The organism is Herbidospora cretacea (assembly GCF_001570605.1).
Lineage (GTDB): Bacteria > Actinomycetota > Actinomycetes > Streptosporangiales > Streptosporangiaceae > Herbidospora > Herbidospora cretacea.
On sequence record NZ_BBXG01000004.1, the window covers coordinates 360,261 to 383,771 of the forward strand.

A 23,511-nucleotide genomic window follows, 5' to 3' on the forward strand; every position below is an offset into this window, starting at 1 on the left:
TGCGCATGAACCGTGCCTTTTGGGAGCAGCACGCCTGCCTGCCCCTCACCCTCGACGCCGACGTCGCCGACCTCCTGCGCTACCGCCGTCCCGGCGGGGCGTACGTGTGCGTCAACGTCGGTTACGCGCCGCACTCCCGGGAGGACTCGCTCGCGTACATCGACCACTTCACCCGCGCGATCGAGGCCCACCCCGACCTGGCGCTCGCCACGACCGTCGGCGAGATCGACGCGGCGGTCCCCGGCGACCGGATCGTGGTGGCCTTCGACCTGGAGGACTCCGGCCCGCTGGGCGGCGACCTCGACATGGTCGGGACCTTCTACGACCTGGGCGTTAAGTCGCTGCTGCCGAGCTACAACAACGGCAACGCCGCCGGGGGCGGCTGTCTCGACGCCGTCGACTCGGGGCTGACCGCCTACGGCCGCGACCTGGTGCGGCGGATGAACGAGGTCGGCATGCTGGTCGACGGGTCGCACTGCGGCACCCGTACCGGACTGGACCTGTCGGAGGCCTCCGGCAAGCCGATGATCTACTCCCACTCGGCGATGCGCGGCCTGTGGGACCACCCCCGCAACATCACCGACGAGCAGGCCCGCGAGTGCGCCGCGACCGGCGGCGTGATCGGGATCCCCGGGGTCGGCATCTTCCTCGGGGCCAACACCGCGACCCTCGACGCCTTCCTCGCCCACATCGACTACGCCGTCGAGCTGGTCGGGCCCGAGCACGTCGGGATCGGCAGCGACTACTCCTTCGACGCCGAGGACATCATGACGGAGCTGGCCGACAACCCCGAGCTGTTCCCCGAGGAGTACACCCGCTGGGGCGTGATCCGGTTCGTCGAGCCGGAGACGACCCTGCTGGTCGAGCGCGAGCTGGTGGCGCGCGGCTATCCGGAGGAGACGGTGCGCGGCATCCTCGGCGGCAACTTCCGCCGGGTGGCGGCCGAGGTCTGGACCTAGGCCGCTTGTCCGATCGGACAACCCCGACCGGCTGGGGTTGTCCGATCGGCCGAGTACTGCGGTCGGTCCGCGATCTAGCCTCAGCACATGATGTCGCCGGAGAGCGCGCAGGACTGGCTGGACGGGCACCTCGCCCGCGTCCTGGCCGAACGCGGGGTGCCGGGCGCCTCGGTCGCCGTGCTGGCCGAGGGCCGGGTGGTCACCGCCGCCGCCGGGGTGCTCAGCACCGCCACCGGCGTCGAGGCGACCCCCGACGCGGTCTTCCAGATCGGCTCGATCACCAAGCTGTGGACCAGCGCCCTGGTCATGCAGCTCGTCGACGACGGCCTGGTCGACCTGGACGTGCCGATCCGCGGCTACCTGCCGGAGTTCACCGGCGGCGACCCGTCGATCACCACGCGGCAGCTGCTCTGCCACGTCGCGGGCTTCGAGGGCGACGTCTTCACCGACACCGGCCGGGGCGCCGACGCGGTCGAGCGCTACGTCGCCACGCTCCACGACATCCCGCAGCTCTTCCCGCCGGGCGAGGTCTTCTCGTACAACAACACCGGGTTCGTGGTGCTCGGCCGCCTGGTCGAGGTGCTGCGCGGCAGGCCGTTCGACGAGGTGCTGGTCGAACGGCTGGTCCGGCCGCTCGGGCTCACCCACGTCTCGCCCAGCCCCTACGAGGCGATCGTGCACCGGGTCGCGGTCGGCCACGTGCGGGGGCCGACCCCTACGTGGGCGCTGGCCAGGTCGAACGCGCCCGCCGGGTCGATGCTCGCGATGACCGCGCGCGACCTGCTCGGCTTCGTCGCGGCCCACCTCGCCGACGGCGGCGGCCTGCTCAGGCCCGGCACGGTGGCGGCCATGTGGCAACCGCAGGTGAAGGTGCCCGACCTCGGCACCATGCGTGAGGCCTGGGGGCTCGGCTGGGCGCTGGCCGAGCACGACGGCCACGCCGTCGTCGGGCACGACGGCGGGACCATCGGCCAGGCGGCCTTCCTGCGGGTCGTGCCGGACCTCGGGGTGGCGATCGCGCTGCTCACCAACGGCGGCGACGTCTTCGGGATCTTCGACGACGTGCTCGCCCACCTGCTGAGGGAGCTGACCGGCATCACCCTCCCGGGACGCCCGACGCCCCCGGCGGAGCCGGAGCCGATCGACCCCGCGCCCTACCTGGGGCAGTACTCCGACACGATCTACGACATCACCGTGAGCCAGGACGCCGACGGCTCCATCCGGCTCGACCGGGTGCCCAAGGACGTCATCGCCGAGATCGGCGAGCAGCCCCTGAGCCTCCGGCTGGTGCACCTCGACGGCGACTCACTGATCTCCGCCGAGCCGATCCGCGGCGTCCACCCCGTCTTCGCCTTCATCGGGCGCGACGAGGCGGGCCTCGCGAAGTACGTCCACTACGGCCGTGTGGTCGCCCGTCTCAGAAAGGGAACCGAATGCGTCCCCTGATCGCGGTTCTTGCCCTGATCGGCCTGGCCGGCTGCGGCGCAGGTGGCGGTGGCGGTGAAGCCGGCGGCGGGTCCGCCGCCCCGGCCGCCGGGAAGACCTTCACCCTGGACATCGCCTCCGACCCGGGCGCCCTCGACCCGCAGGGTTCGGCGGTCAGCGCCCTGTTCGGGATGACCCAGTACGCCTACGACAGCCTGGTCTCCGTCGCCGCCGACGGCACGATCCAGCCCCAGCTCGCGAGCGCCTGGACGGCCGAGGGCACCACCCTCACCTTCGACATCAAGAGCGGCGTCACCTGCGCCGACGGCGCGCCGTTCACCGCCCAGACGGTGGTCGACAACCTCACCTATGTGGGCGACCCGGAGAACAAGAGCCCGTTCCTGGGCGTCTACCTCCCGGCCGGCGCCACCGCCACCGCCTCGGGCTCGAAGGTCACCGTCAAACTGGCCGCTCCCGCGCCGTTCGCCCTGAACGGCCTGTCCAACCTGGCGATGGTCTGCGACGCCGGGATGAAGAACCGGGCGAGCCTCAAGGCCGCCACCAACGGCACCGGCCCGTACGTCCTGACCGAGGCGGTCCCGTCCGACCACTACACCTACACCCTCCGCGAGGGCTACACCTGGGGTCCGGGCGGCGCGACCACGGCCGAGAAGGGCATGCCGGCCAAGGTCGTCGTCAGGATCGTCGCGAACGAGACCACCGCCGCCAACGAGCTGCTCTCGGGCACCGTCAACGCGGTCCAGGTCATCGGCCCCGACGCCGACCGCCTCACCGGCGCGGGCCTGAAGTCCGTCGGCACCCAGGCGCTGGTCGGCCTCCAGTGGTACAACCAGGGCAAGGGCCACCCCACCGCCGACCCGGCCGTGCGGATGGCGCTGACCCAGGCCCTCGACCTGAAGCAGCTCCAGGTCGCCATCACCTCCGGCAAGGGCGCGCCCGCGACCCAGTTCGCCACCCTCGCCCCGAGCGGCTGCGCGGGCGACGCCGTCACCGGCCACCTCCCGGCCTTCGACGCCGCCGCGGCCGGGACCGCCCTCGACACCGCCGGGTGGACGAAGGGCGCCGACGGCGTCCGGGCCAAGGACGGCAAGCCGCTCTCGGTCTCCCTCATCTACGACAGCGGGCTCGGCAGCGCGGGCAGCGGCGCGGCCGAACTGGCCGTGGCGGCCTGGAAGGCGGTCGGCGTCGAGGCCAAGGCCGTCGCGCAGAACCAGACCCAGCTCTCCGGCACGGTCTTCGGCACCGGCGACTGGGACGTCGCCTGGGTGCCGCTCAACGTCAGCACCCCCGACCAGGTCATGCCGTTCCTGTCCGGCCCGGCCGCGCCGAAGGGCACCAACTTCGCCGCCATCGACAACGACGGCTACCTCGCCGCCGCCACCAAGGCGATGGGCGCCAACGGCGCCGAGGGCTGCCCCGACTGGTTCGCCGCCGAGCAGGCGCTCTACCAGGCCGCCGACGTGGTGCCGTTCGCCAACAGCGTGGTCCCGACCTTCCTCAAGGGCGTGGAGCTCGACGTCGTCGGCAGCATCGTCCCGACCAGCATCCGGATGCTCGGCTGACCATGAAGACCCCCGTGACCAGCAGGTGGCCGCGCTTCGCGCTCCGGCGCGCGGGGCGGCTGCTGGTGTCGCTCTGGGTGCTGGTGACCGCGTCGTTCCTGATGATCCACCTGGTCCCGGGCGACCCTGTCCGCGCCGCGCTCGGCCCGACCGCCCCCGCCGACCTGGTGCTGGCCCACAAGGAGGAGCTCGGCCTGCTCGACCCGCTGTGGCAGCAGTACGCCGCGTTCCTGGGCCGCCTGTTCAGCGGCGAGCTGGGCGCCTCGATCTCCACCCGGCTCCCGGTCGGCGAGACGATCGCCCAGCGGCTGCCCGCCACGGCCGAGCTCGCGGTGGCCGCGTTCCTGCTCTCGGTGGCGGTCGCGGTGCCCGTCGGCGTGGTGATGGCGGTGATCACCCGGCGGGGCAGAGGGCGGCGCGCGGAGCTGGCCTTCACCGGCACGAACGTCGTCATCGGCGCGATCCCCGACTTCCTGCTCGGCGTCGGGCTCGTCTACCTGCTGGCCGTGCAGACCCACGTCTTCCCCGTCGCGGGCCGCGAGGGGCCCTCCTCCTACGTGCTGCCGGTGCTCGCGCTGGCGATCGGCCCGGCCGCGGTGCTGTCGCGCATCGTCCGCGTGGAGATGCTCGCGGTGATGGAGGCCGACTACATCCGCACCGCGCGGGCCAAACGGCTCACGAACCTGCGCGTGTACGCCGTCCACGCCCTCCCCAACGCGGTGACCGCGACCCTGACGATCGGCGGCCTGCTGCTGAGCTCGCTGGTGGCCGGGACGGTCCTGGTGGAGAACGTGTTCGCCTGGCCGGGCCTCGGCTCCTCGATCGTCACCTCGATCGTCGCGAAGGACTACCCACTGGTCCAGGGCACCGTGCTCGTGTACGGCGTCGGCGTCCTGCTCATCAACACCCTGGTCGACGTGGTGCTCGCGCTGCTCGACCCGCGTTCGGCGATCGGAGAGAGCTGATGAGGCCCGTCGGCGTGGCCGGGCTCGGGCTGCTCGGCGCCGTGGTGTTCGTCGCCGCGTTCGGCCCCGTGCTCTGGGGCGACCAGGCCACCGTCGTCGACACCGGGAACCTGCTGGCCGGGCCGTCGGCGCAGCACTGGATCGGCACCGACAACCTCGGCCGCGACCTGTTCGCCCGGGTGCTCGTGGCCGCCCGGCTCTCGATCCTGCTGGCCCTGGCCGCCACGGCGATCAGCCTGGTGCTGGGGATCGTCCTGGGGGCCGCGCCGGTGCTGGTCGGGCGGCGGACGGGCCGCTTCATCACCTCGGCCGTCAACGTGCTGGTGGCCTTCCCCGGCCTGCTGCTCGTGCTGTTCTTCGCCGTCGTCTTCGGCGTCGGCGCGCGGGGGGCCGCGCTCGCGGTCGGCCTGGCGGGCGCGCCCGCCTTCGCCCGGCTCTGCCACACGCTGGTGGCGGCCGTGTCCGAGCGCGACTACATCGCGGCGGCGCGCATCGCCGGGGTGAGCCGGATCCGGATCCTGCTGCGGCACGTGCTGCCGAACATCGCCGAACCCCTCGTCGTCAACGCGACGATGGCGGCCGGCGGCGTGCTCCTCACCTTCGCCGGGCTGTCCTTCCTGGGGCTGGGCGTGCAGGCCCCGGACTACGACTGGGGCAAGCTCATGCAGGACGGGCTGAACGGCATCTACGTCCACCCGCTCGCCGCGCTCGGCCCCGGCATCGCCGTGGTGCTCGCCGGGCTGGCCTTCAACCTGACGGGCGAGGCGTTCGCGGCGGCCCCCGGCAGGGTCCGCCCCCTCGGCCCGGCCCGCGGGCCCTCGGTGCGCACCGCTCCCGTCCCCGGGGCGGTCCTGTCCGTCGACGACCTGCGGGTGACCATGCCCGGCCCGGTCCACGCCGTGCGCGGGGTCACCTTCACCGTCGGCGAGGGCGAGGCCGTCGGACTGGTCGGCGAGTCGGGCTCCGGCAAGTCGGTGACCGCGCTGGCGGTGGCCGGGCTGCTCGAACCGCCGGTCCGCGTCGAGGCGAATCACCTGGTCGTGGCGGGCGAGGAGGACCACCGGCGGCTGGGCACCTCGCTGGCGGTCGTCTTCCAGGACCCGATGACGTCGTTCAACCCGGCCCACCGGGTCGGCCCCCAGCTGGCCGAGGTGAGCCGGTTCCACCAGGGCATGAGCCGCCGGACGGCCTTCGCGCGGGCGGTCGACCGGCTGCGCGCGGTGCGGATCCGCGAACCTGAGCGGCGGGCCCGGCAGTACCCCTTCGAGTTCTCCGGCGGCATGCGGCAGCGGGCCATGATCGGCATGGGCCTCATGGGGAACCCCCGGCTCATCGTCGCCGACGAGCCGACCACCGCCCTCGACGTCACCGTGCAGCGGCAGGTGCTCGAACTGCTCGCCGAGGTCCGCCGGGAGACCGGGGCCGCGCTGCTGCTCATCAGCCACGACGTCTCGGTCGTCACCGACGTGTGCGACCGGGTGCTGGTCATGTACGCGGGCCGCGTCGTCGAGGAGCTGCCCGCCGGGGACCTGCGCGCGCGGGCGCGCCATCCGTACACGCGGGCGCTGGTCGCGGCCGTGCCGGACCTGGAGACCGACCTCGACCGGCCGCTCGCCGTCATCCCCGGGCTGCCCGTCGACCCCATGTCGGCCCCGGCCGGATGCGCCTTCGCGCCGCGCTGCCCGCTCGCCGACGACCACTGCCGCGCCGTCGCGCCTCCGCTCCTGGCCGGGGTGGCCTGCCACAAGACCGCGGAGGTGCGGGTGTGAGCGTGCTCAGCTTCCACGAGGTCTCGGTACGGTACGGCGCGCACACCGTCCTGAACGGCGTCAGCCTGGAGGTCCCCGCAGGCCGGACCGTCGGCCTGGTCGGCGAGTCGGGCTGCGGCAAGTCGACCCTCGCCCGCGCCGCCGTCGGCCTGGCCCCCGTGACGGGCGGCCACATCCTGCTCGACGGCAGGCCGGTCCCCAACCGGGGCCGCCGCCCGGTCCAGATGGTCTTCCAGGACCCCTACTCCTCCCTCGACCCCCGCATGACCGTGGGGGAGAGCATCGCCGAGGCGCTGCCGGAGCGGCTGCCGAAGAAGGCCCGGCAGGCGGAGATCGCCCGGCTCCTCGCCCTCGTCCACCTGGATGCCGCCCGCGCCGGCGACCTGCCCGGACGCCTGTCCGGCGGGCAGCGCCAGCGGGTCGCGCTGGCCCGCGCGCTGGCCGCCCGGCCCGAGGTGATCCTCGCCGACGAGATCACCTCCGCGCTCGACGTGTCGGTCCAGGGGGCCGTCCTCAACCTCATCCGGGACATGCGCCGCGACCTGGGCCTGTCCATGCTGTTCATCTCCCACGACCTGGCCGTCGTCCGGTACGTCGCCGACCACGTGGCGGTCCTCCACGACGGGGAGATCGTCGAACAGGGGCCCACCGCCCGCGTCCTCGGCGACCCACGACACGACTACACCCGCCATCTCCTCGCCGCCGCCCTCCCTCTGAAGGAGCAGACGTGACCACGACCACCGGCATCGACCAGGCCCACTGGCAGAACCGCCTCGACGAACTCGCCGCCAAGCACGGCGTCCCCGGCGCCCAGCTCGGCATCCTGCGCGACGACGAGCTCGTCACCCTGGCCACCGGCGTGCTGCACGCCGGCACCGGCCAGCCCGCCGCCACCGACTCGGTCTGGCAGATCGGCTCGATCTCCAAGGTGTGGACGGCCACCGTCGTCATGCAGCTCGTCGACGAGGGCGCCCTCACCCTCGCCACGCCAGTCGCCGAGATCCTGCCGGAGTTCAAGCTGCGCGACCCGGAGACCACCGCCGCCGTCACCGTCTGGCACCTGCTCACCCACACCAGCGGCATCGACGGCGACCTGTTCACCGACACCGGCCGGGGCGACGACGCGCTGGAGAAGTACGTCGCCCTGCTGGCCGACTCGGCGCAGAACCACCCGATCGGCGCCACCTGGTCCTACTGCAACGCGGGCTACTCCGTGCTCGGCCGGATCATCGAGGCCGTCACCGGCAAGGTCTGGGACCAGGCGATGCGGGAGAAGCTGTTCACCCCGCTCGGCCTGACCCACACCACCACCCTGCCCGAGGAGGCGATGGTCTTCGGCCACGCCATGGGCCACGTCAAGGGCGGCGACGAACCGGTGGTCGCGCCGGTGTGGGGGCTGCCCCGCGCGGTCGGCCCGGCCGGGCTGATCACCGCGACCGTCGCCGACGTGCTCGCCTTCGCCCGGATGCACCTTCTCGGCGGGGTCGCCGCCGACGGCACCCGCGTGCTGTCGGCCGAGAGCGCCGCGGCGATGTCGGCCTACCAGACCGACTGCCCCGAGAAGCGCCTGCTCGGCGACTCATGGGGGCTCGGCTGGTTCCGCTGCGACTGGCACGGCCACCGCGCCTACGGCCACGACGGCAACACCATCGGCCAGGCCGCGTTCCTGCGCGTGCTCCCGGAGGCCGGGGTCGCCGTCGCGCTCATGACCAACGGCGGCAACACCCACGACCTCTACGTCGACCTCTACGACGAGATCTTCGCCGCCCTGACCGGCGTGCGGCTGCCCGAGCCGTTCGAGCCCCCGGCCGAGCCCGTCACCACCGACCTGACCCCGCACCTCGGCGTCTACGAGCGCGAGTCGGTCCGCGTGGAGGTGCTCGAGGAGGACGGCAAGCCGATCCTGCGCACCACGCTGACCGGCCCGCTGGCCGAGCTGGAGGGCGACCCCGTCACCACCTACGAGATGACCCCGGTCGAACCCGCCGTCTACGCGGTCCGCCCCGAGGGCATGGAGTCGTGGCTGCCGGTGACCTTCTACTCGCTGCCCACCGGCGAGGAGTACGTCCACTACGGCGCCCGCGCGACCCCGAAGAGGCTCGGCTGACCGTGCTCACCGGCATCGGAACGTTCCTCGCCGACCTCCGGGCGCTCGTCGAGTGCGAGTCCCCCTCCTCCGACCAGGCCGCCGTGGCCCGGTCGGCCGACCTGGTGGCGGCCATCGGCACGGCGCGGCTCGGCGTGCCGCCCGAGCGCCTCACCGTCGACGGCTGCTCCCACCTGCGCTGGCGCTTCGGCGACGGCGACCGCCAGGTACTGCTGCTGGCCCACCACGACACGGTCTGGCCGGTCGGGACGCTGGCGGTCCGGCCGTACACGGTGGAGGAGGGGGTCGTGCGCGGCCCCGGCTGCTTCGACATGCTCACGGGCCTGGTGATGGCCGTCCACGCCGTCGCCGGCCTGCCCGACCCGACCGGCGTCACGCTGCTCGTGACGGGCGACGAGGAGATCGGCTCGCCGAGCTCGGTCGCCCTGATCGAGGAGGAGGCCCGCCGGTCCAGGGCCGCGCTGGTCCTGGAGGGCTCGGCCGGCGGCGGCGCGCTGAAGACCGCGCGCAAGGGCACCTCCATGTACGAGGTGCACGTCACCGGCCGCGCCGCCCACGCCGGCCTGGAGCCGGAGAAGGGCGTCAACGCCACCCTCGAACTGGCCCGGCTCGCCCTCGCGACGGCCGAGCTGGCCCGGCCGGCGGCCGGGACGACCGTCACCCCGACGGTCGTCACCGCCGGGACCACGGTGAACACGGTGCCCGCCCGCGGCTTCTTCGCCGTGGACGTCCGCGCGTGGAGCCACGACGAGCAGCTCCGGGTCGACCGCGAGCTGCGCGAGCTGACCCCGCTCGACCCCGGCGCGGTGGTCGAGATCAGGGGCGGGATCAACCGGCCCCCGCTCGAAGAGCGGGCCAGCCGGGCGCTGTTCGACCGGGCCGCCTCCCTCGCGGCCCGGCTCGGACTGCCGCCCGTCACCGGCACGGCGGTCGGCGGCGCGTCCGACGGCAACTACACCGCCGGGGCCGGCACCCCCACCCTCGACGGCCTGGGCGCGGTGGGCGGCGGCGCGCACGCCGACCACGAGCACGTCCTGGTGGGCCGGCTGGCCGACCGCACCCTGCTGCTGCGGGAACTGGTGGCCGAACTGCTGCGGGAGGCGCCGTGAGCCTGCTCGACCTGGCGGCCCGGGACGCGGGCGACCGCGCCCAGAAGGCGGGCGTGGAGATCCGCGAACTCCGGGACCTGCCCCAGGCCCACGCCATGATCGACCTGCTCCAGGAGATCTGGGGCCGCCCGCTGATCACGGTGGAGTTCCTCCGCGCGCTGGCCAGGGCGGGCAACTACGCCGCCGGGGCCTACGACGGCGACCGGCTCGTCGGCGTCTGCATCGGCTTCCACGAGGAACCGGCGGCCCGCACCCTGCACAGCCACGTCGCCGGGGTCGCGCCGGGCCTGGCGGGCCGCGGCGTCGGCCGGGCGCTCAAGCTCCACCAGCGCGCCTGGGCGCTGGCCCGCGACATCCCCACGATCGAGTGGACCTTCGACCCGCTGGTCGGCCGCAACGCCTACTTCAACATCGTCAAGCTGGGGGCGCTCCCGGTGGAGTACCTCACCAACTTCTACGGCGCGATGCACGACGCGATCAACGGCGCCGACGACACCGACCGGCTGCTCGTCCGCTGGGACCTGCTCTCGCCGAGGGTCGTCGCCGCCTGTTCGGGCACACCCTTCGAGCGCCCGGCCGGCGGCCCGTCGAGCCGCCGGGTCGCGGCCCCGGCCGACATCGAGTCCCTGCGCCTCGACGACCCGGCCGCCGCCGTGGCCTGGCGACGGCGGGTCCGCGACGAGCTGGAGCCGCTGATGGCCGCCGGGGGCCGCGTCGTCGACTTCGACCCCGGCCGTGGCTACCTCGTCGAACTGGAGACCTCATGAAGCTGCGCGGAATCGAACTGCGCCGTGTCTCGATGCCGCTGGTGTCGCCGTTCCGCACCTCCTTCGGCACCCAGACCGAGCGCGACATCCTGCTGCTCAAGGCGGTGACCGACGACGCCGAGGGCTGGGGGGAGTGCGTCGCGCTGAGCGACCCGCTCTACTCGGCCGAGTACGTCGAGTCGCAGCAGGACGTGCTGCGCCGGTTCCTGCTGCCGAGACTCGCCTCGCCGGAGGGCACGGCCGCGATCGGACGGTCCGGCGCGGCGGCGGTGGCGGGGCTGCTGCATCCGTACAAGGGACACCGGATGGCCAAGGCCGCGGTGGAGATGGCGATCCTCGACGCGGAGCTGCGCGCGCTCGGCCGCTCGTTCGGCCGCGAACTCGGCGCGGTCGCCGACCGGGTGCCGAGCGGGGTGTCGGTCGGCATCCACGACTCGATCCCCGAACTGCTGGCCGCCGTCGGCGGCTACCTGGACGAGGGCTACGCCCGCATCAAGCTGAAGATCGAACCGGGCTGGGACGTGGCCCCGGTGGCCGCCGTGCGCGAGCGGTTCGGGGGAGACGTGCTCCTCCAGGTCGACGCCAACACCGCCTACACCCTCCGCGACGCGCGCCACCTGGCCAGGCTCGACGCATTCGACCTGCTGCTGATCGAGCAGCCGCTGGAGGAGGAGGACGTCCTCGGCCACGCCGAGCTCGCCCGGCACCTGGCCACCCCGATCTGCCTCGACGAGTCGGTCGTGTCCGCCCAGACCGCCGCCGCCGCGATCACGCTGGGGGCGTGCCGGATCATCAACATCAAGCCCGGCCGGGTCGGCGGATACCTGGAGGCCAGGAAGATCCACGACCTGGCCGCCGCCCACGGGATCGCCGTCTGGTGCGGCGGCATGGTCGAGACCGGCCTCGGCCGCGCCGCCAACATCGCCCTGGCCGCCCTGCCCGGCTTCACCCTGCCCGGCGACGTGTCGGCCTCCGACCGCTTCTACCGCACCGACATCACCGAGCCGATCGTCCTGGCCGACGGCCACGTCGCGGTGCCCACCGGCCCCGGCCTGGGCGTCGCCCCCATCCCCGAGCTGCTGGAGAGCGTGACCACGTCGGTGGAGTGGATCAGCTTCTGAGGTGCTCGCCTATACTCCGGGCGTGAGTCAGCGACCGCGCGCCAGCCTCGGCAGGGTCCTCGACGACCTGGGCTCCACCCTCCTGGAACTGGTCGCCGGCGACGTCGGGCAGCCCGAGGCCATCAGCGCCCTGGCGATCTTCGACCCGCTCGACGAGCCCGTCCTCGCCCCCCGCTCGCTGGTCCTGGGCGTCGGCGTCGACCCGGCCGCCGGCACCCTCGCCCCGCTGCTGCGCTCGCTCGGCGGCCACGCCACGGTGGGCCTGGTCGTCCGGGCCCCGGTCGCGCTCACCCCGGAGGTGCGGGCGGCGGTCGAGGAGAGCGGCGTCGCGCTGATCGGCCTGCGCCGGGGCGCGACCTGGGCCCAGCTGACCGCGCTCATCCGCACCATGCTCTCCGAGGGCGACATCGGGGTCATCGGCCACGAGTCGCTCGGCGGCCTGCCGTCCGGCGACCTGTTCGCGGTCGCCAACGCCGTGGCCGCCCTCCTCGACGCCCCCATCACCATCGAGGACCGCAGCTCCCGCGTCCTGGCCTTCTCCGGCCGCCAGGACGAGGCCGACCCCTCCCGCGTGGAGACCGTCATCGGCCGCCAGGTCCCCGAGCGCTACGCCAACCGCCTGACCGAACTCGGCGTCTTCCGCGACCTCTACCGCTACCAGACCCCCGTGGTCGTCAGGCCGCAGGACCTCGGCTACGACGAGACCACCGTGCAGCGCGTCGCCATCGCGGTCCGCGCGGGCGACGAGGTCCTCGGCTCGATCTGGGCCGCCATGGACGGCGAGGTCGACGGCGAACGCACCCAAGCCCTCCTCGACGCCTCGAAACTGGTCGCGCTCCACCTGCTGCGCCTGCGGGCCGGCGCCGACGTCCAGCGCAGGCTCCGCACCGACCTCATCGGCACCGTCCTGGAAGGCGGCGCCGGCGCCCGCGACGCCCTGGCCCGCCTCGGCCTGTCGGCCCGCCGCCTCGTCATCGTCAGCGCCGCCCTGCTCACCGGCGACGACCACGCCCACTCCGACCTCGAACGCCTGGCCGACGCCCTGTCGGTCCACCTGTCGGCGACGGTCCCGTCGTCGGCGGTGGCCGCCGTGGGCGGCACCGTCTACGGCCTGCTCCCGGTCGTCGTCACGGCGGGCAGCCCCGAACAGCGGGCCGCCCGGCTGGCCGCCGACTTCGTCGACCGCGTCGACGGCAACCTCCACGCCATCGTCGCGGTCGCCCCGGCGGGCTCCGACATCAGCGCCATCGTCCACGGCAAGGCCCAGGCCGACCGGGTGCTGCGGGTGATGCGCGAGGGCCACACCAGCCTGCGGGTGGCCCGGCTCGACGACGTCCAGACCCTCGCCCTGGTCCTGGAGCTCCGCGACCTCGCCGCCGCCCGGGGCGAGCGCCCCGGCGGCGCGATCGCCCGGCTGATGGAGTACGACGAACGCAACAACGCGGGCCTGGTCGAGACGCTGGAGGCCTGGCTCGACGCCCTGGGCGACGTGACCAAGGCCGCGAGCGACCTGTTCATCCACCCCAACACCCTGCGCTACCGCCTCAGGCGCGTCACCGAGGTCGGCGAGATCGACCTCACCGACCCGGAACAGCGCTTCGCCGCCATGCTCCACCTCCGCATCCTGGCCCCCCGCTGAGAGCTCAGACGGGCAGCCCGATCAGCTCCTCCTGGACGGAGCTCAGCGCCAGATCCACGCCCCCCGCGAGCACCGGGTTGCCCTCGAGCGCCGACAGCCGCACCCGGGGGCGGGAGTGGGTGAGCGCGTGCAGTTCGCGTTCGACCAGGTCACGCAGGTACTCCCCACCCGCCGAGGGCAGCCCGCCAGCCAGCACGACGAGCCCGGGGTCGACGACCGACGCGACGGCCGCCAGGCCCACCGCCAGCCGGGACGCCACCAGCCGCAGCCCCGCCGCGGCCTCCTGCGCCGCCCGGCCGGTGCCCCCGGCCAGGTCGACGGCCGCGGCCACGGCCCGGCGGAAGTCGGGGGCCTCGACGCCGTAGGTGCGCAGCAGGTCGTGGACCGCCGGGCCGCCGACCAGGGCCTGGTAGCCGTGGTGGCCGTACCGGCCGCCGTCGCGGGCGGTCGGGACGCCGGGCGTGGGCATGTAGCCGACCTCGCCCGCGCCGCCGAAGAAGCCCCGGTGCAGCCGGCCGCCGATCACCAGCGCGGAGCCCAGGCCCTCGTCGGCCCAGAGCAGCACGAAATCGGGGCAGTCGGCCGCCGCGCCGTGGGCCTGTTCGGCGAGGGCGACGAGGTTCACGTCGTTCTCCACGTCGACCTCGGCGCCGAGCCCCTCCCGCAGCGCGGGCAGCAGGTCGGGGACGCGCCAGCCGGGCAGGTCCTCGTCGGTGGCGTAGCAGAGCAGGCCCGTGGTGGGGTCGATGGCGCCGGGCACGCCGATCACGACCCGGCGCAGCGGGCCCGGGGGACCGGCCGCCGCCACGGCCGCCGCGAGCCGCTCGACGAGGGGCGCGGGCCCGCCCCCCGCGACGGTGTGCCCGCCCCTGATCTGCCCGGTCACGTCGGCGATCCGGACGCTGATCCGGTCGCGGGTGACGTCGAGGGCGGCGACGTAGGCGGCGTCGGGGTTGATCCGGTAGATCTCCGCCGTCGGGCCGGGCTGACCGGCCCGGATGCCGTCGGCCACCACCAGGCCCGCCTCCTGGAGGCGGGCCAGCAGCTGGAACGCGGTCGGCTTGGACAGGCCGGTGAGCTCGCCGATCTGGGGACGGGTCAGCGGGCCGCGCTCCAGCAGGACCCGGAGCGCCCGGCCCTTGTTGATGGCCCGCATCAGCTTGGGCGTCCCGTGCAGCGGCGGTTTCACTTCGACGTCAGGGTCAGCGCGTAGAGGGCGATGGCGGCGAAGTCGTCGGCGGGCTCGGAGGCCTGCCACGAGCGGACGTCGTCGACGAAACGGCTGCCGTGGCCGGTGAACTCGGCGTAGCGGTCGACGCCGTCGGGCGGGCAGGGAGGCATCTCCTCGAAGTGCTCGCCGAGGCCGTCGTCGAACAGTCCGGCGCTGTTGGGGCCGTTGACGACGGCGCCGGTCGCGGGCCGGCCGGTGATGTTGAAGATCTGGTGGTGCGGGCAGCCGATGGAGTTCTCACCCGCCCCGGCGACGAACGACACGCCCCACGGGTTCGCGCCGAACGCCCAGTTGCGCTGCTGGGTGCCGAAGGCGTCGTAGGCGCGGTCGCCGGTCACCCGGCGGTAGAGCTGCGCGGTCGCGGCCAGGCCGAAGGCATGCGGGACGGCGTCGAACTGGTCGTGCTCGGCCCCGGCGCGGAACGGGTCCTTCGCGGCGCGCGCCGCGCCGATGTCGAGCTGCGCCCTCAGCCCGGCCAGCAGGTCGGCCTCGGAGACGGCCAGGCCGTGGGCGCGCGCCGCCCGGATGGCCTTGACGAGGTCGGCGTGGGCGAGCGCGCTGACGTCGTAGAGGTTCAGCGTGTCGCCCTGGTCGTCGTCGAGGTAGCCGCGCGCCCACCGGGCGGCGTCGGCCAGCCACCTCCCGGCGCGCGGGTCGCGCAGGCGCTGCGCGGCCAGGGTCATCTCGGCGGCGCCGAGCTGCATGTCGTCGCGCCAGACGTCCTCGGGGTAGAAGGCGTGGGGGAGTGAGGTCACGAGCTGGCCGACGTCTTCGGTCTTGGCCATGGCGTACACGGAGGAGGCCTGTTCGAGCAGGTGGGCGGCGCGGCGGCGGTCGGGTTCGAGCTGGGCGGCGAGGGCGAACGCGGCGGCGGTGCGCCCGGCCAGGTTGGGGCTGATCGGCCGGCCGGGGGCGGCGGCGCGGAAGACGGGGCGGTCGCGGATGAAGTGGTGGCCCTCGGCGGTGTCGCCGTCGTCGGCCTCGGGCAGCCGCCAGATGTCGTGGTCGCCGACGAAGGTGCCCTCCTCGTTCCCCGCGCCGACGCCGACCTGGATGTAGAGGGTCTTGGACTTCTCGTCCCACATCTTGTCGAGGTACTTCAGGCCGTGGGCGGCCTCGTTCCGCAGGGCCGGGTCGTCGCTATGGCCGTCGCGCTGCGCGGCCAGCAGGAGCGTGTCGACGTACGCGAGGATGTGGGTGAACTTCAGGTAGTCGCCCGCGTCGAACCAGCCGCCCTCGACGTCGACCGGGCCGCCGACCTTCTTCAGCTCGCCCTTGATCTGGTCGGTGTCGGGAGCGGTGAAGGTCGGCCAGTCGTAGACGGACGCGGCGCGGTCGTTGAGGTGGCTCGGTCTGCGCGGCGCGTCCGCGCCGTCACGCTGGAGGCCGAAGAACGTCAGCACGTCGCCCGCCGGGGTCCGCGAGGGCGCGATCCGGAACTCCGACGACGTCGCGCCGCCCGCCTTGACCCGGTAGCGGCCCGGCGTGCGCAGCTTCGACAGGTCGAGGTCGTAGACGTGGGGGTAGGCGCCGTTCCACGCGCCCCGGTCGGCCCCGGCGTGGCCGGTCAGCACGGTCCGGCCACGGTGGTCGACCACGGTGAAACGGCCGGCCTTGCCGCCCGTCATCAGGTAGGCGTGCTTGCTCTCGGCCGGCCAGTAGCCCACCTGGTCCACCCGGACGTGCGCGGGCGCGGGCGGGGGAGCCACGTCGGCCCGCGCGGGCGCGGCGATCGCGGACGTCACCAACGTCAACGCGAGCGCGGCGGGGGTCAGCCTTGCCATGTGCTCCTCCTGGGACGACGACAGCGCGGAGTTAGTAATTGTTCCTAACTTCTACTGGACCTTAGAACCGCCCCCGAGGGCGGTCAACCACGATCCCGCGCCGTTCTCGCCCCGCAGTTGGACAACACTCCTTACGACCAGGCCGACCGGTTCACCGCCTCGACGACGGGGGCGGCGCCGTCCTCCGCCGCGACCCGGGCCGACAGGGCCTCGGCCCGCCGGCGCCAGCCCCGGGGTCGGTGACGGCGGTGGTGAGCGCGGCCGCCAGCCGGTCGGGCGTCAGCCGGCGGAACGGGATCGCGGCCGGAGCCACGCCGGGCGCCGTCAGCCGGGCCGCCCGGAACGGCTGGTCGTGCATGACCGGCACGGCCACGGCCGGCACCCCCGCCCGCACCCGTCGGCCACTGCACGCCGGAGCAGGTCACGGCGCTGCTCGACCATCACCTCGCGCGGCTCGCCCAGGAATCTCCTTCCGTAGTGTTCTAGAACAGTGCTTCTCGGGGTACTGTTCTAGAACAGTCTGCAGAGAGAAGGCGATCATGGGCGAGATGTCCTGGTCCGGCCGGCGGGGCGTGGCGCTGCCCGCCCGCGCGATGAGCGACCCCGGCGTCACCGGCCGGTTCGGCGGCTACGGCGGGCGGTACGTCCCCGAGTCGCTGATCCCGGCCTGTCACGAGATCGAGGCGGCGTTCCGGGAGGCCTGGGAGGACCCCGAGTTCCGCAACCGGCTCGACACCCTGCTCACCGTGTACGCCGGCCGCCCCACCCCGCTGACCCCGGCCTGGCGGCTGTCCCAGGAGCTCGGCATCACCCTGCTGCTCAAGCGCGAGGACCTGACCCACACCGGCTCCCACAAGATCAACAATGTCGTCGGCCAGGCGCTGCTCGCCCACCGGATGGGCAAGCGGCGGCTGCTGGCCGAGACCGGCGCGGGCCAGCACGGCGTCGCGACCGCCACGGCCGCCGCGCTCCTCGGCCTGGAGGCCACGGTGTTCATGGGGGAGCGCGACATCGAGCGGCAGGAGCTCAACGTCCTGCGGATGAACGTGCTGGGCGCGGAGGTGGTGCCGGTCACGACGGGGAGCCGCACGCTCAAGGACGCCTGCAACGAGGCGATGCGCCACTGGGTGTCGTCGGTGGACGACTCCTACTACTGCATCGGCACGGTGATGGGCCCGCACCCCTATCCGTGGATGGTGCGCGAGTTCCAGCGGGTGATCGGCGACGAGGCCCGCGTGCAGTGCGCCGCCGCGCTGCCGGTCGGGGTGCCCGACTACGTGGTGGCCTGCATCGGCGGCGGTTCCAACGCGGCGGGCACGTTCGCCGGTTTCGTCGACACGACGGCCCGGCTGGTCGGGGTCGAGGCCGAGGGCGGCGCGGCGGCGACCTTCGGCCGGGCCGGGGTGCTGCACGGCTTCCGCTCGCTGGTCCTCCAGGACGACGACGGCCAGGTGAAGGAGGCCCACTCGATCGCGGCCGGGCTCGACTACCCGGGCATCGGCCCCGAGCACGCCCATCTCCGCGACGGCGGCCGAGCCCGCTACGTGACCGTGAACGACGACGAGGTGGTCCGGGCGCTGCGGTGCCTGGCCCGCACCGAGGGGATCCTGCCGGCGCTGGAGTCGTCCCACGCCCTGGCCTGGGTGATCAGGGCCGCGAAGTCGGGCGAGATCCCGGCGGGGTCGACCGTGATGATGACCCTGTCCGGCCGGGGCGACAAGGACATCGCGTCCATCAGGGAGATGCTGTGACCGCGCCGCTGGAGGAGTTCCTGCGCGCCCGCCGCGCCGAGGGCCGGCGGCTGCTGGTGCCCTACGTCACCGCTGGCATCGCTCCCGGCTGGACGGACGTCGTCCGCGCCTACGCCGACGCCGGGGCCGACGCCGTCGAACTGGGCTTCCCGTTCTCCGACCCCATGCTGGACGGGGTCACGATCCAGGAGGCCTCCGACCGGGCGATCGCGGCCGGGGCCACGGTCAGGGGGATCCTGCGCGAGGTGGCGGCGCTCGACGTGGCGGTGCCGCTGGTCGCGATGACGTACAGCAACCTGGTCTTCCAGCGGAGCGGCGCGGAGTTCTGCGCGGAGCTGCGGGCGAGCGGGGTGGGCGGGCTGATCGTGCCCGACTTGCCGCTGGAGGAGGTCGGCGAGCTGGCGGACGCGGCGGCGGCCGAAGGCGTGGACCTGGTGCTGCTGGCCGCGCCGTCGTCGTCGCGGGCGCGGCTGCGCGAGGTGGCGGAGCGGAGCCGGGGTTTCGTGTACGCGCTGACGCGCATGGGCACCACCGGCGAGCGCGGCGAGGTCCCCGAGGCGGCGGCCCGGCTGGGCCGGGACCTGAAGGAGCTCACCGACCGGCCGGTCCTGTTCGGTTTCGGGGTGTCGAACCCGGCGCAGGCGGCGGACCTGGCCGGGCACGCCGACGGCGTGGTGGTGGCCTCGGCGCTGATGCGCCGGCTTCTCGACGGTGCGGGCGCGGGCGAGCTGGGAGAATATGTGGCGAGCATTCGACGCGTCCTCGACCAGGGAGCCAGATGGGCAGTACACCCCGCTACCGCGCCATCGCCGACGACCTGACCGACAAGATCAAGTCAGGCCGCTACCGCGCGGGCGAGGCGCTGCCCGCGCAGCGGGAGCTCAGCGCCTCCTACGGCGTGACGATGATGACGCTGCGGCAGGCTTTGCAGGTCCTCAGCGCCGAGGGCCTGATCGTCCAGCGCGCCGGTCGCGGCACCTACGTGGCGCAGGCCAGCGCCGAATACCCGCTCGACTCGCTGCGCAGTCTCGGCGACGACCTGCGCGGGCAGGGCTGCCCGCTGCGGACCGAGGTGCTCTCGGCCGCGCTCCGGCCCGCGCCGCGCGCGCTGGGCGAGGGCCGGGCGCTGCGGCTCGTACGGGTGCGCCACCTCATGGACCGGCCCGCCGTCCACCAGATCTCGTGGATCGCCGAGCCGCACGCCTCGGCGATCAAGGCGGCCGACTTCACCGAGGTCCCGCTCTACACCGCCCTCGCCGAGGTGGGCGTGCGGGTCCACAGGGCCACCGAGCGGGTCAGCCCGGCCCTGCTCACCGTCCAGGTCGCGGAGCTGCTGCGGCATCCGGCCGGCAGCCCGGTCTTCGTCAGCGAACGGGCGACCTACGACGACCAGGGGACGCTGGTCGTCATGGACCACGCCACGATCCTGGGCGGGGCGATGGAGATCAGGGCCGAGCGCAAGGCCACCGACCTGTCGCTGGAGTGGGTCTCCCCGGCGACCTGACCGTCCTCAGACGGGGATGTCGAGCACGACCGCGTGGCCGCCGTCGGCGTCGGCGAGGTGCTCCTCCAGGGCCGGTCCCGTGATCTTCAGGTCGTGGCGGCCGAGCCAGGCGAACAGGTCGTGGCCCGCCCGCACCACCCCCTCCGGGGTGGGGACCACCGCTCTGACCACCTGACGGGCGGGCAGGGTGAGGCGTTCGCCGCCCTCGTCGGCCACGGCGGCGGCGAAGGTGCCGTCGAGCCACGTCAGCAGTGTCGCCGGGCACACGGCGGCCAGTTCTGAGGGGTCGGTCACGGTCAGCCGCCGCACCGTGAGACGGCGCGCTCCTGCGGTGGTGATCCGGGGGACGACCGACAGGGGCTCGGCGAGGTAGTGCTCCGCCTCGGCGGCCGTGGCCGTCAGGGCGGCGGCCTCGGCGCGCAGCCGGGTGAGGGTCTCCTCGACGGCCCGGCGGGTCTCCGTCTCCGGGGCGTCGAGCAGGTCGGCGATGTCACGTAACGACAGGCCGAGACGCTGGAGGGCGCGGATGCGTTCGAGGCGGGTCAGCTCGGCGACGCCGTACCAGCGGTAGCCGGTGAGGTGGTCGACGGCGGCGGGCCTGAGCAGCCCGGTCCTGTCGTAGTGGCGCAGGGTGCGCTCCGACACCCCCGCCATGTGGGCCAGCCGCCCGATACGCCACATGCTTGACCTTGTCCGTGCGTCAGAGTTCTACCGTCCCGGCATGACCGACATGTCCAGACTCGCCGGTGTGCTGCTGCTGTCGTCCCTCACCGCCATGGTCGCGGGAGCGGCGGTGGCGGTGCCATCGGGGTTGACCCTGAATCCCGCCGATCTCGGGGCGACGCTCCAGGCCGTCCACGACCGGACCGGGCTCCACCTCCTCTCCCTGGCCCTCGACGTGCTCGGCTGGCTGGCGCTGACCGCCGCCGGTCTGGCCAGGGCCGGGCTCGCGGGCGGGCTGCTCGCCGCCGCCGGGCTGGCCGGAATGCTGCACGACGCGGGGAACCTCGCCGTCACCCAGCTCACCGCCGACCCCGGCGCGGCGCTGCCGGTCCTGCTCACCGCCAAGTGGGCCGTCAACCTGGCCGGTCTGCTGTGGGTCGCCGCGACCGCCGCCGCGCTGCTCCCGCTCTCCGGACGGTGGCGATCGGCGGGGACGGCGGCGGCCCTGTCCGGGCTGGCCGCCGTCGTCCTTCCCTGGACGGCCGGGCTCGCGGGGCCGTCGGCGGCGCTGGAGCAGGCCGGGTACGCGCTGCACCTGCCCGTAATGGTGTGGTGGGGCGTGGTCGGTCTGCGGCACCATGGCCGGGATGCCCACCCCGAACCTCCCGTTCCGCTGGGACCTGATCCGGCGTGACCACCTCGGCGCCCTCCTGGACGGACGACCCGAGCCCGACCTGCCCCACCTGGACGCGATCGTCGAATGCGGCGCGAAGGTGCTGGCCCGCAGCGGCGACGGCGACGTCCACTTCGGTGGGCGCTCGGCCGACAGCGTCTTCGACGTGCTCTCGGGCGCGCTGTCGGCCACCGGCCGCCCTGACCGGGTCCGCCTGCTGCCCTTCTCCGCCCCCCGGCCGGGGACCCTCGTCCCGCACGAGATCCGCCAGCTCCGCGCGAACATGACCGCCCTGGGGCTCACCCCCCACGCGCTGGCCCGGCGCAGGACCCCGTACGTGCTGGCCGACCTCGTCGACTCCGGCGCCACCTTCACCCACCTGTACGGCCTCCTCCGCGACTGGACCGCCGACGAGCGCGAGTCGTGGGACGTGATCCGCCTCAAGCTGCGCTTCCTCGGCATCACCGGCCGCGAGAAGACCAGCCCCAAGACGCGGCGCTGGTGGCAGAACGCCGATTGGACGGCCGAACTGCCCCGCCGCAACGTCACCAACGTGTCCGTCGACTGGGGGACCTGGTGCTACCTGGGCAACAGCCAGCGCAAACTGACCGCCTCGTTCCGGCACGACCGCTGGGCCAGCGCGTCGGTCACCGTGCCCACCCATGACGACTGGACCCTCGACGCGCTCGCGGAGGCCGTCGCCTTCGTCGAACGGGGGCGCACCGGCGAGGTGCGGGAGCGGATCGCCCGGCATATGTCGAAGGAGCCGTCGTTCGCCGAGCCGTGGGCGCGGTCGCTGGCCCTCGCGCTACGGCGTCGCTGAATCCGCGCGGACGCCGGCGTGGCAGGGCGCTCCAGGTCTCCCGGCGAACGGGGCGTATGTTAACAGCCGCGCACCTCATGTCGGATTCGGAGGCACCATGGCGGGGGAGAACCACGCGCTCATCTTCGACTTCGACGGAGTGATCCTCGACACGGAGGCGGCCGTGGTCGCCGGATGGCGTGACGAGTGCGCCGACCTCGGCGTCCCCTTCGACGAGAAGGCCTTCACCGCCGCGCTGGGGCTGCCCAGCCTGCGCCCCGACCGGGTGGCGGAGCTGCTCGGCCAGGCGGGCGGCGACCCGCTGGAGGCGATCACCCGGATCCGGGCCCGGGTGAGGGTCCTCGCCCTGGACCTGCCGGTGCTGCCGGGTGTGCGTGAACTGCTGGCCCAGGCGCGGGCCGCCGGGGTCCGGACCGCGGTCGCCTCCGGCGCCAACCGCGAATGGGTGACGGGGCATCTGGAGCGTGTCGGGCTGCTGCCGGCGTTCTCCGCCGTGTTCTGCCGCGACGACGTCGCGGCCGGCAAACCCGCGCCCGACGTCTACCTGGCCGCCCTGGCGGGCCTGCGGACCCCGGCCGCCGGGGCGGTCGCGATCGAGGACACCGCCACCGGCGTCGCCGCCGCCCGCGCGGCCGGCCTGCGCTGCGTCGCCGTGCCCGGCCCCCTCACCGCCGGCCACGACCTGGCCGCCGCCGACCTGGTCCTGCCGTCGCTGACCGGGGTCGTGCTCGACGACCTGTTCGCCCTCCGGCTAAGCGGGACGTCCTGACGAACCGGTCGCGCACCCACTCCTCGAACGGCACCGGCTCCCGCCCCAGCAGCTCCCGCACCACCGACGTGGCCGGATGGGGCGTGCGATGCCACGCCGCGAGCACCTCGATCAGCTCCGCGCCGTGCCCCGCCGCCCGCCACCTCTCCCGCGCCCGGACCTCGCCGATCTCGGCGAACTCCAGCGGCCGTCCCAGCGCGTCCCCGACCACCGCGAGCCGCTCGCGCGCCGTCAGGGCGACCGGCCCGGTGATCGTGTACGACCGCCCCGCGTGCCCCCCGTCGATCAGCACGCGCGCCGACACCGCCCCCACGTCGGCCTCATGGACGACGGCCACCGGAACGTCCCCGAACACCTCCTCCACCCGGCCCTCCTCGATCTGGGGGAGCCACTGCAGGGTGTTGCCCATGAAGTCGGTCGCCTCCAGGCGGGTCCACTCGACCGGCCCGGCGGCGAACGCCTCCTCCACCGGCCCGGCCTGCCCGTTCCACAGCAGGGCCACCCGCCGGACGCCCGCCTCCGCGAACAGCCCGGCCAGCTCGGGCCCGGTCGTGAGGGTGGCGTAGTCGTCGCCGCCGGTGGTCAGCAGATGCGCGCCGACGACCCCGGACAGCGCGTCGCGCAGCGAGGCCGGGTCGGTGAGGTCCCCCTTCACCACCTCCACCTGCGGAGGAAGGGCCGCCTTCCCGGGCGTCCGGGTCAGCGCGCGGACCTGCCGTCCCTCGGCCAGCAGGCTGTCGACGACGTGGCGTCCGGCCTTCCCCGTCGCCCCGGTCACGAGAAATGTCATGCGTCCGAGGCTACGAACGGCCCGCCGTCGCCACCTCGGCCGACGGGCCGAGCCGGGCCTGCGACTTTGGGCTCGGTCT

At 74.1% G+C, this 23,511-nt stretch carries 22 protein-coding genes; 17 read left to right on the forward strand and 5 right to left on the reverse strand.

All coding sequences use genetic code 11. The features are described from left to right. Nucleotides 1-5: 5 nt before the first annotated feature. From AW270_RS09825 to AW270_RS09875, 11 genes are all read left to right on the forward strand, one after another. Nucleotides 6-959, forward strand: a complete 954-nt coding sequence (locus tag AW270_RS09825) for a dipeptidase (protein WP_061293027.1) — start codon at nucleotides 6-8, stop codon at nucleotides 957-959. An 87-nt stretch (nucleotides 960-1,046) separates the two neighbouring features. Further along, nucleotides 1,047-2,405: a serine hydrolase domain-containing protein gene (locus tag AW270_RS09830; protein WP_218009145.1), complete on the forward strand. Its 1,359-nt coding sequence runs from the start codon at nucleotides 1,047-1,049 to the stop codon at nucleotides 2,403-2,405. Then, nucleotides 2,393-3,967, forward strand: a complete 1,575-nt coding sequence (locus AW270_RS09835) for an ABC transporter substrate-binding protein (RefSeq protein ID WP_061293028.1) — start codon at nucleotides 2,393-2,395, stop codon at nucleotides 3,965-3,967. The genes AW270_RS09830 and AW270_RS09835 overlap by 13 nt, the downstream gene beginning before the upstream one ends. 14 nt (nucleotides 3,968-3,981) lie before the next feature. Next, on the forward strand, nucleotides 3,982-4,932 hold the full coding sequence (locus AW270_RS09840; protein WP_218009146.1) for an ABC transporter permease: 951 nt from the start codon (nucleotides 3,982-3,984) through the stop codon (nucleotides 4,930-4,932). Then, on the forward strand, nucleotides 4,932-6,701 hold the full coding sequence (locus AW270_RS09845) for a dipeptide/oligopeptide/nickel ABC transporter permease/ATP-binding protein (protein ID WP_061293032.1): 1,770 nt from the start codon (nucleotides 4,932-4,934) through the stop codon (nucleotides 6,699-6,701). The genes AW270_RS09840 and AW270_RS09845 overlap by 1 nt, the downstream gene beginning before the upstream one ends. Beyond that, on the forward strand, nucleotides 6,698-7,432 hold the full coding sequence (locus AW270_RS09850) for an ABC transporter ATP-binding protein (protein WP_061293034.1): 735 nt from the start codon (nucleotides 6,698-6,700) through the stop codon (nucleotides 7,430-7,432). Before AW270_RS09845 ends, AW270_RS09850 begins: the two co-directional genes overlap by 4 nt. Then, nucleotides 7,429-8,808 (forward strand): serine hydrolase domain-containing protein, encoded by a 1,380-nt coding sequence (locus tag AW270_RS38580; protein ID WP_157521789.1) that lies wholly within the window; start codon nucleotides 7,429-7,431, stop codon nucleotides 8,806-8,808. Before AW270_RS09850 ends, AW270_RS38580 begins: the two co-directional genes overlap by 4 nt. A 2-nt stretch (nucleotides 8,809-8,810) precedes the next feature. Further along, a complete protein-coding gene (locus AW270_RS09860) occupies nucleotides 8,811-9,917 on the forward strand; it encodes a M20/M25/M40 family metallo-hydrolase (RefSeq protein ID WP_245674646.1) in 1,107 nt (368 codons plus the stop codon). Further along, on the forward strand, nucleotides 9,914-10,684 hold the full coding sequence (locus tag AW270_RS09865; RefSeq protein WP_218009148.1) for a GNAT family N-acetyltransferase: 771 nt from the start codon (nucleotides 9,914-9,916) through the stop codon (nucleotides 10,682-10,684). Before AW270_RS09860 ends, AW270_RS09865 begins: the two co-directional genes overlap by 4 nt. After that, nucleotides 10,681-11,805 (forward strand): o-succinylbenzoate synthase, encoded by a 1,125-nt coding sequence (gene menC, locus AW270_RS09870; RefSeq protein ID WP_061293036.1) that lies wholly within the window; start codon nucleotides 10,681-10,683, stop codon nucleotides 11,803-11,805. Before AW270_RS09865 ends, menC begins: the two co-directional genes overlap by 4 nt. A 22-nt stretch (nucleotides 11,806-11,827) precedes the next feature. Then, nucleotides 11,828-13,444, forward strand: coding sequence for a PucR family transcriptional regulator (locus AW270_RS09875; RefSeq protein WP_061293038.1), 1,617 nt, complete (start codon nucleotides 11,828-11,830; stop codon nucleotides 13,442-13,444). A 4-nt stretch (nucleotides 13,445-13,448) separates the two neighbouring features. Here AW270_RS09875 and AW270_RS09880 read toward each other — a convergent pair whose 3' ends face one another. The 3 genes from AW270_RS09880 to AW270_RS09890 all read right to left on the reverse strand — a co-directional run bounded on the left by AW270_RS09880 (nucleotide 13,449) and on the right by AW270_RS09890 (nucleotide 16,832). Then, a complete protein-coding gene (locus AW270_RS09880) occupies nucleotides 13,449-14,633 on the reverse strand; it encodes an ROK family transcriptional regulator (RefSeq protein ID WP_218009149.1) in 1,185 nt (394 codons plus the stop codon). Then, entirely contained in the window at nucleotides 14,630-16,459 is a 1,830-nt protein-coding gene (locus tag AW270_RS09885; RefSeq protein ID WP_061293040.1) for a glycoside hydrolase family 9 protein, read from the reverse strand. Before AW270_RS09885 ends, AW270_RS09880 begins: the two co-directional genes overlap by 4 nt. Before the next feature lie 151 nt (nucleotides 16,460-16,610). Then, nucleotides 16,611-16,832 carry a hypothetical protein gene (locus tag AW270_RS09890; RefSeq protein WP_157521790.1) on the reverse strand — a complete coding sequence of 74 codons (222 nt, stop codon included), beginning with the start codon at nucleotides 16,830-16,832 and terminating at the stop codon, nucleotides 16,611-16,613. A 166-nt stretch (nucleotides 16,833-16,998) separates the two neighbouring features. Between AW270_RS09890 and trpB the strand changes: the two genes are divergently transcribed. The 3 genes from trpB to AW270_RS09905 are packed head-to-tail and all read left to right on the forward strand — an operon-like array spanning nucleotide 16,999 to nucleotide 19,714. Then, nucleotides 16,999-18,210, forward strand: coding sequence for a tryptophan synthase subunit beta (gene trpB / locus AW270_RS09895; protein ID WP_061293044.1), 1,212 nt, complete (start codon nucleotides 16,999-17,001; stop codon nucleotides 18,208-18,210). Further along, complete coding sequence (gene trpA / locus AW270_RS09900) at nucleotides 18,207-19,031, forward strand: tryptophan synthase subunit alpha (RefSeq protein WP_061293046.1); 825 nt, start codon at nucleotides 18,207-18,209, stop codon at nucleotides 19,029-19,031. Before trpB ends, trpA begins: the two co-directional genes overlap by 4 nt. Then, nucleotides 18,989-19,714, forward strand: a complete 726-nt coding sequence (locus AW270_RS09905; RefSeq protein ID WP_061293048.1) for a GntR family transcriptional regulator — start codon at nucleotides 18,989-18,991, stop codon at nucleotides 19,712-19,714. Before trpA ends, AW270_RS09905 begins: the two co-directional genes overlap by 43 nt. 6 nt (nucleotides 19,715-19,720) lie before the next feature. On the opposite strand, the gene AW270_RS09910 is transcribed toward AW270_RS09905, so the two are convergent. Then, nucleotides 19,721-20,395: a MerR family transcriptional regulator gene (locus tag AW270_RS09910; RefSeq protein ID WP_061293050.1), complete on the reverse strand. Its 675-nt coding sequence runs from the start codon at nucleotides 20,393-20,395 to the stop codon at nucleotides 19,721-19,723. A gap of 40 nt (nucleotides 20,396-20,435) precedes the next feature. On the opposite strand from AW270_RS09910, the gene AW270_RS09915 reads away from it, so the two are divergent. The 3 genes from AW270_RS09915 to AW270_RS09925 all read left to right on the forward strand — a co-directional run bounded on the left by AW270_RS09915 (nucleotide 20,436) and on the right by AW270_RS09925 (nucleotide 22,642). Further along, complete coding sequence (locus AW270_RS09915) at nucleotides 20,436-21,071, forward strand: hypothetical protein (RefSeq protein ID WP_061293540.1); 636 nt, start codon at nucleotides 20,436-20,438, stop codon at nucleotides 21,069-21,071. Beyond that, nucleotides 21,025-21,873 carry a hypothetical protein gene (locus tag AW270_RS37595; protein ID WP_061293542.1) on the forward strand — a complete coding sequence of 283 codons (849 nt, stop codon included), beginning with the start codon at nucleotides 21,025-21,027 and terminating at the stop codon, nucleotides 21,871-21,873. The genes AW270_RS09915 and AW270_RS37595 overlap by 47 nt, the downstream gene beginning before the upstream one ends. Nucleotides 21,874-21,970: 97 nt before the next feature. Continuing rightward, entirely contained in the window at nucleotides 21,971-22,642 is a 672-nt protein-coding gene (locus tag AW270_RS09925) for an HAD family hydrolase (RefSeq protein ID WP_061293052.1), read from the forward strand. Here the strand turns inward: AW270_RS09925 and AW270_RS09930 are convergent. Beyond that, nucleotides 22,539-23,432: an NAD(P)H-binding protein gene (locus tag AW270_RS09930; protein WP_082801430.1), complete on the reverse strand. Its 894-nt coding sequence runs from the start codon at nucleotides 23,430-23,432 to the stop codon at nucleotides 22,539-22,541. The genes AW270_RS09925 and AW270_RS09930 overlap by 104 nt on opposite strands. Between the last annotated feature and the right edge of the window lie 79 nt (nucleotides 23,433-23,511).

What these genes read in the sequence shown, in the direction of transcription:
- AW270_RS09925 (WP_061293052.1), top strand. Translation starts at nt 21,971, where the DNA reads ATGGCGGGGGAGAACCACGCGCTCATCTTCGACTTCGACGGAGTGATC.
- AW270_RS09835 (WP_061293028.1), top strand. Translation starts at nt 2,393, where the DNA reads ATGCGTCCCCTGATCGCGGTTCTTGCCCTGATCGGCCTGGCCGGCTGC.
- AW270_RS09915 (WP_061293540.1), top strand. Translation starts at nt 20,436, where the DNA reads ATGACCGACATGTCCAGACTCGCCGGTGTGCTGCTGCTGTCGTCCCTC.
- menC (WP_061293036.1), top strand. Translation starts at nt 10,681, where the DNA reads ATGAAGCTGCGCGGAATCGAACTGCGCCGTGTCTCGATGCCGCTGGTG.
- AW270_RS09930 (WP_082801430.1), bottom strand. Translation starts at nt 23,432, where the DNA reads ATGACATTTCTCGTGACCGGGGCGACGGGGAAGGCCGGACGCCACGTC.
- AW270_RS09845 (WP_061293032.1), top strand. Translation starts at nt 4,932, where the DNA reads ATGAGGCCCGTCGGCGTGGCCGGGCTCGGGCTGCTCGGCGCCGTGGTG.
- AW270_RS37595 (WP_061293542.1), top strand. Translation starts at nt 21,025, where the DNA reads ATGCCCACCCCGAACCTCCCGTTCCGCTGGGACCTGATCCGGCGTGAC.
- AW270_RS09825 (WP_061293027.1), top strand. Translation starts at nt 6, where the DNA reads ATGAACCGTGCCTTTTGGGAGCAGCACGCCTGCCTGCCCCTCACCCTC.
- AW270_RS09910 (WP_061293050.1), bottom strand. Translation starts at nt 20,395, where the DNA reads ATGTGGCGTATCGGGCGGCTGGCCCACATGGCGGGGGTGTCGGAGCGC.
- trpB (WP_061293044.1), top strand. Translation starts at nt 16,999, where the DNA reads ATGGGCGAGATGTCCTGGTCCGGCCGGCGGGGCGTGGCGCTGCCCGCC.
- AW270_RS09905 (WP_061293048.1), top strand. Translation starts at nt 18,989, where the DNA reads ATGGGCAGTACACCCCGCTACCGCGCCATCGCCGACGACCTGACCGAC.
- AW270_RS09885 (WP_061293040.1), bottom strand. Translation starts at nt 16,459, where the DNA reads ATGGCAAGGCTGACCCCCGCCGCGCTCGCGTTGACGTTGGTGACGTCC.
- AW270_RS09830 (WP_218009145.1), top strand. Translation starts at nt 1,047, where the DNA reads ATGATGTCGCCGGAGAGCGCGCAGGACTGGCTGGACGGGCACCTCGCC.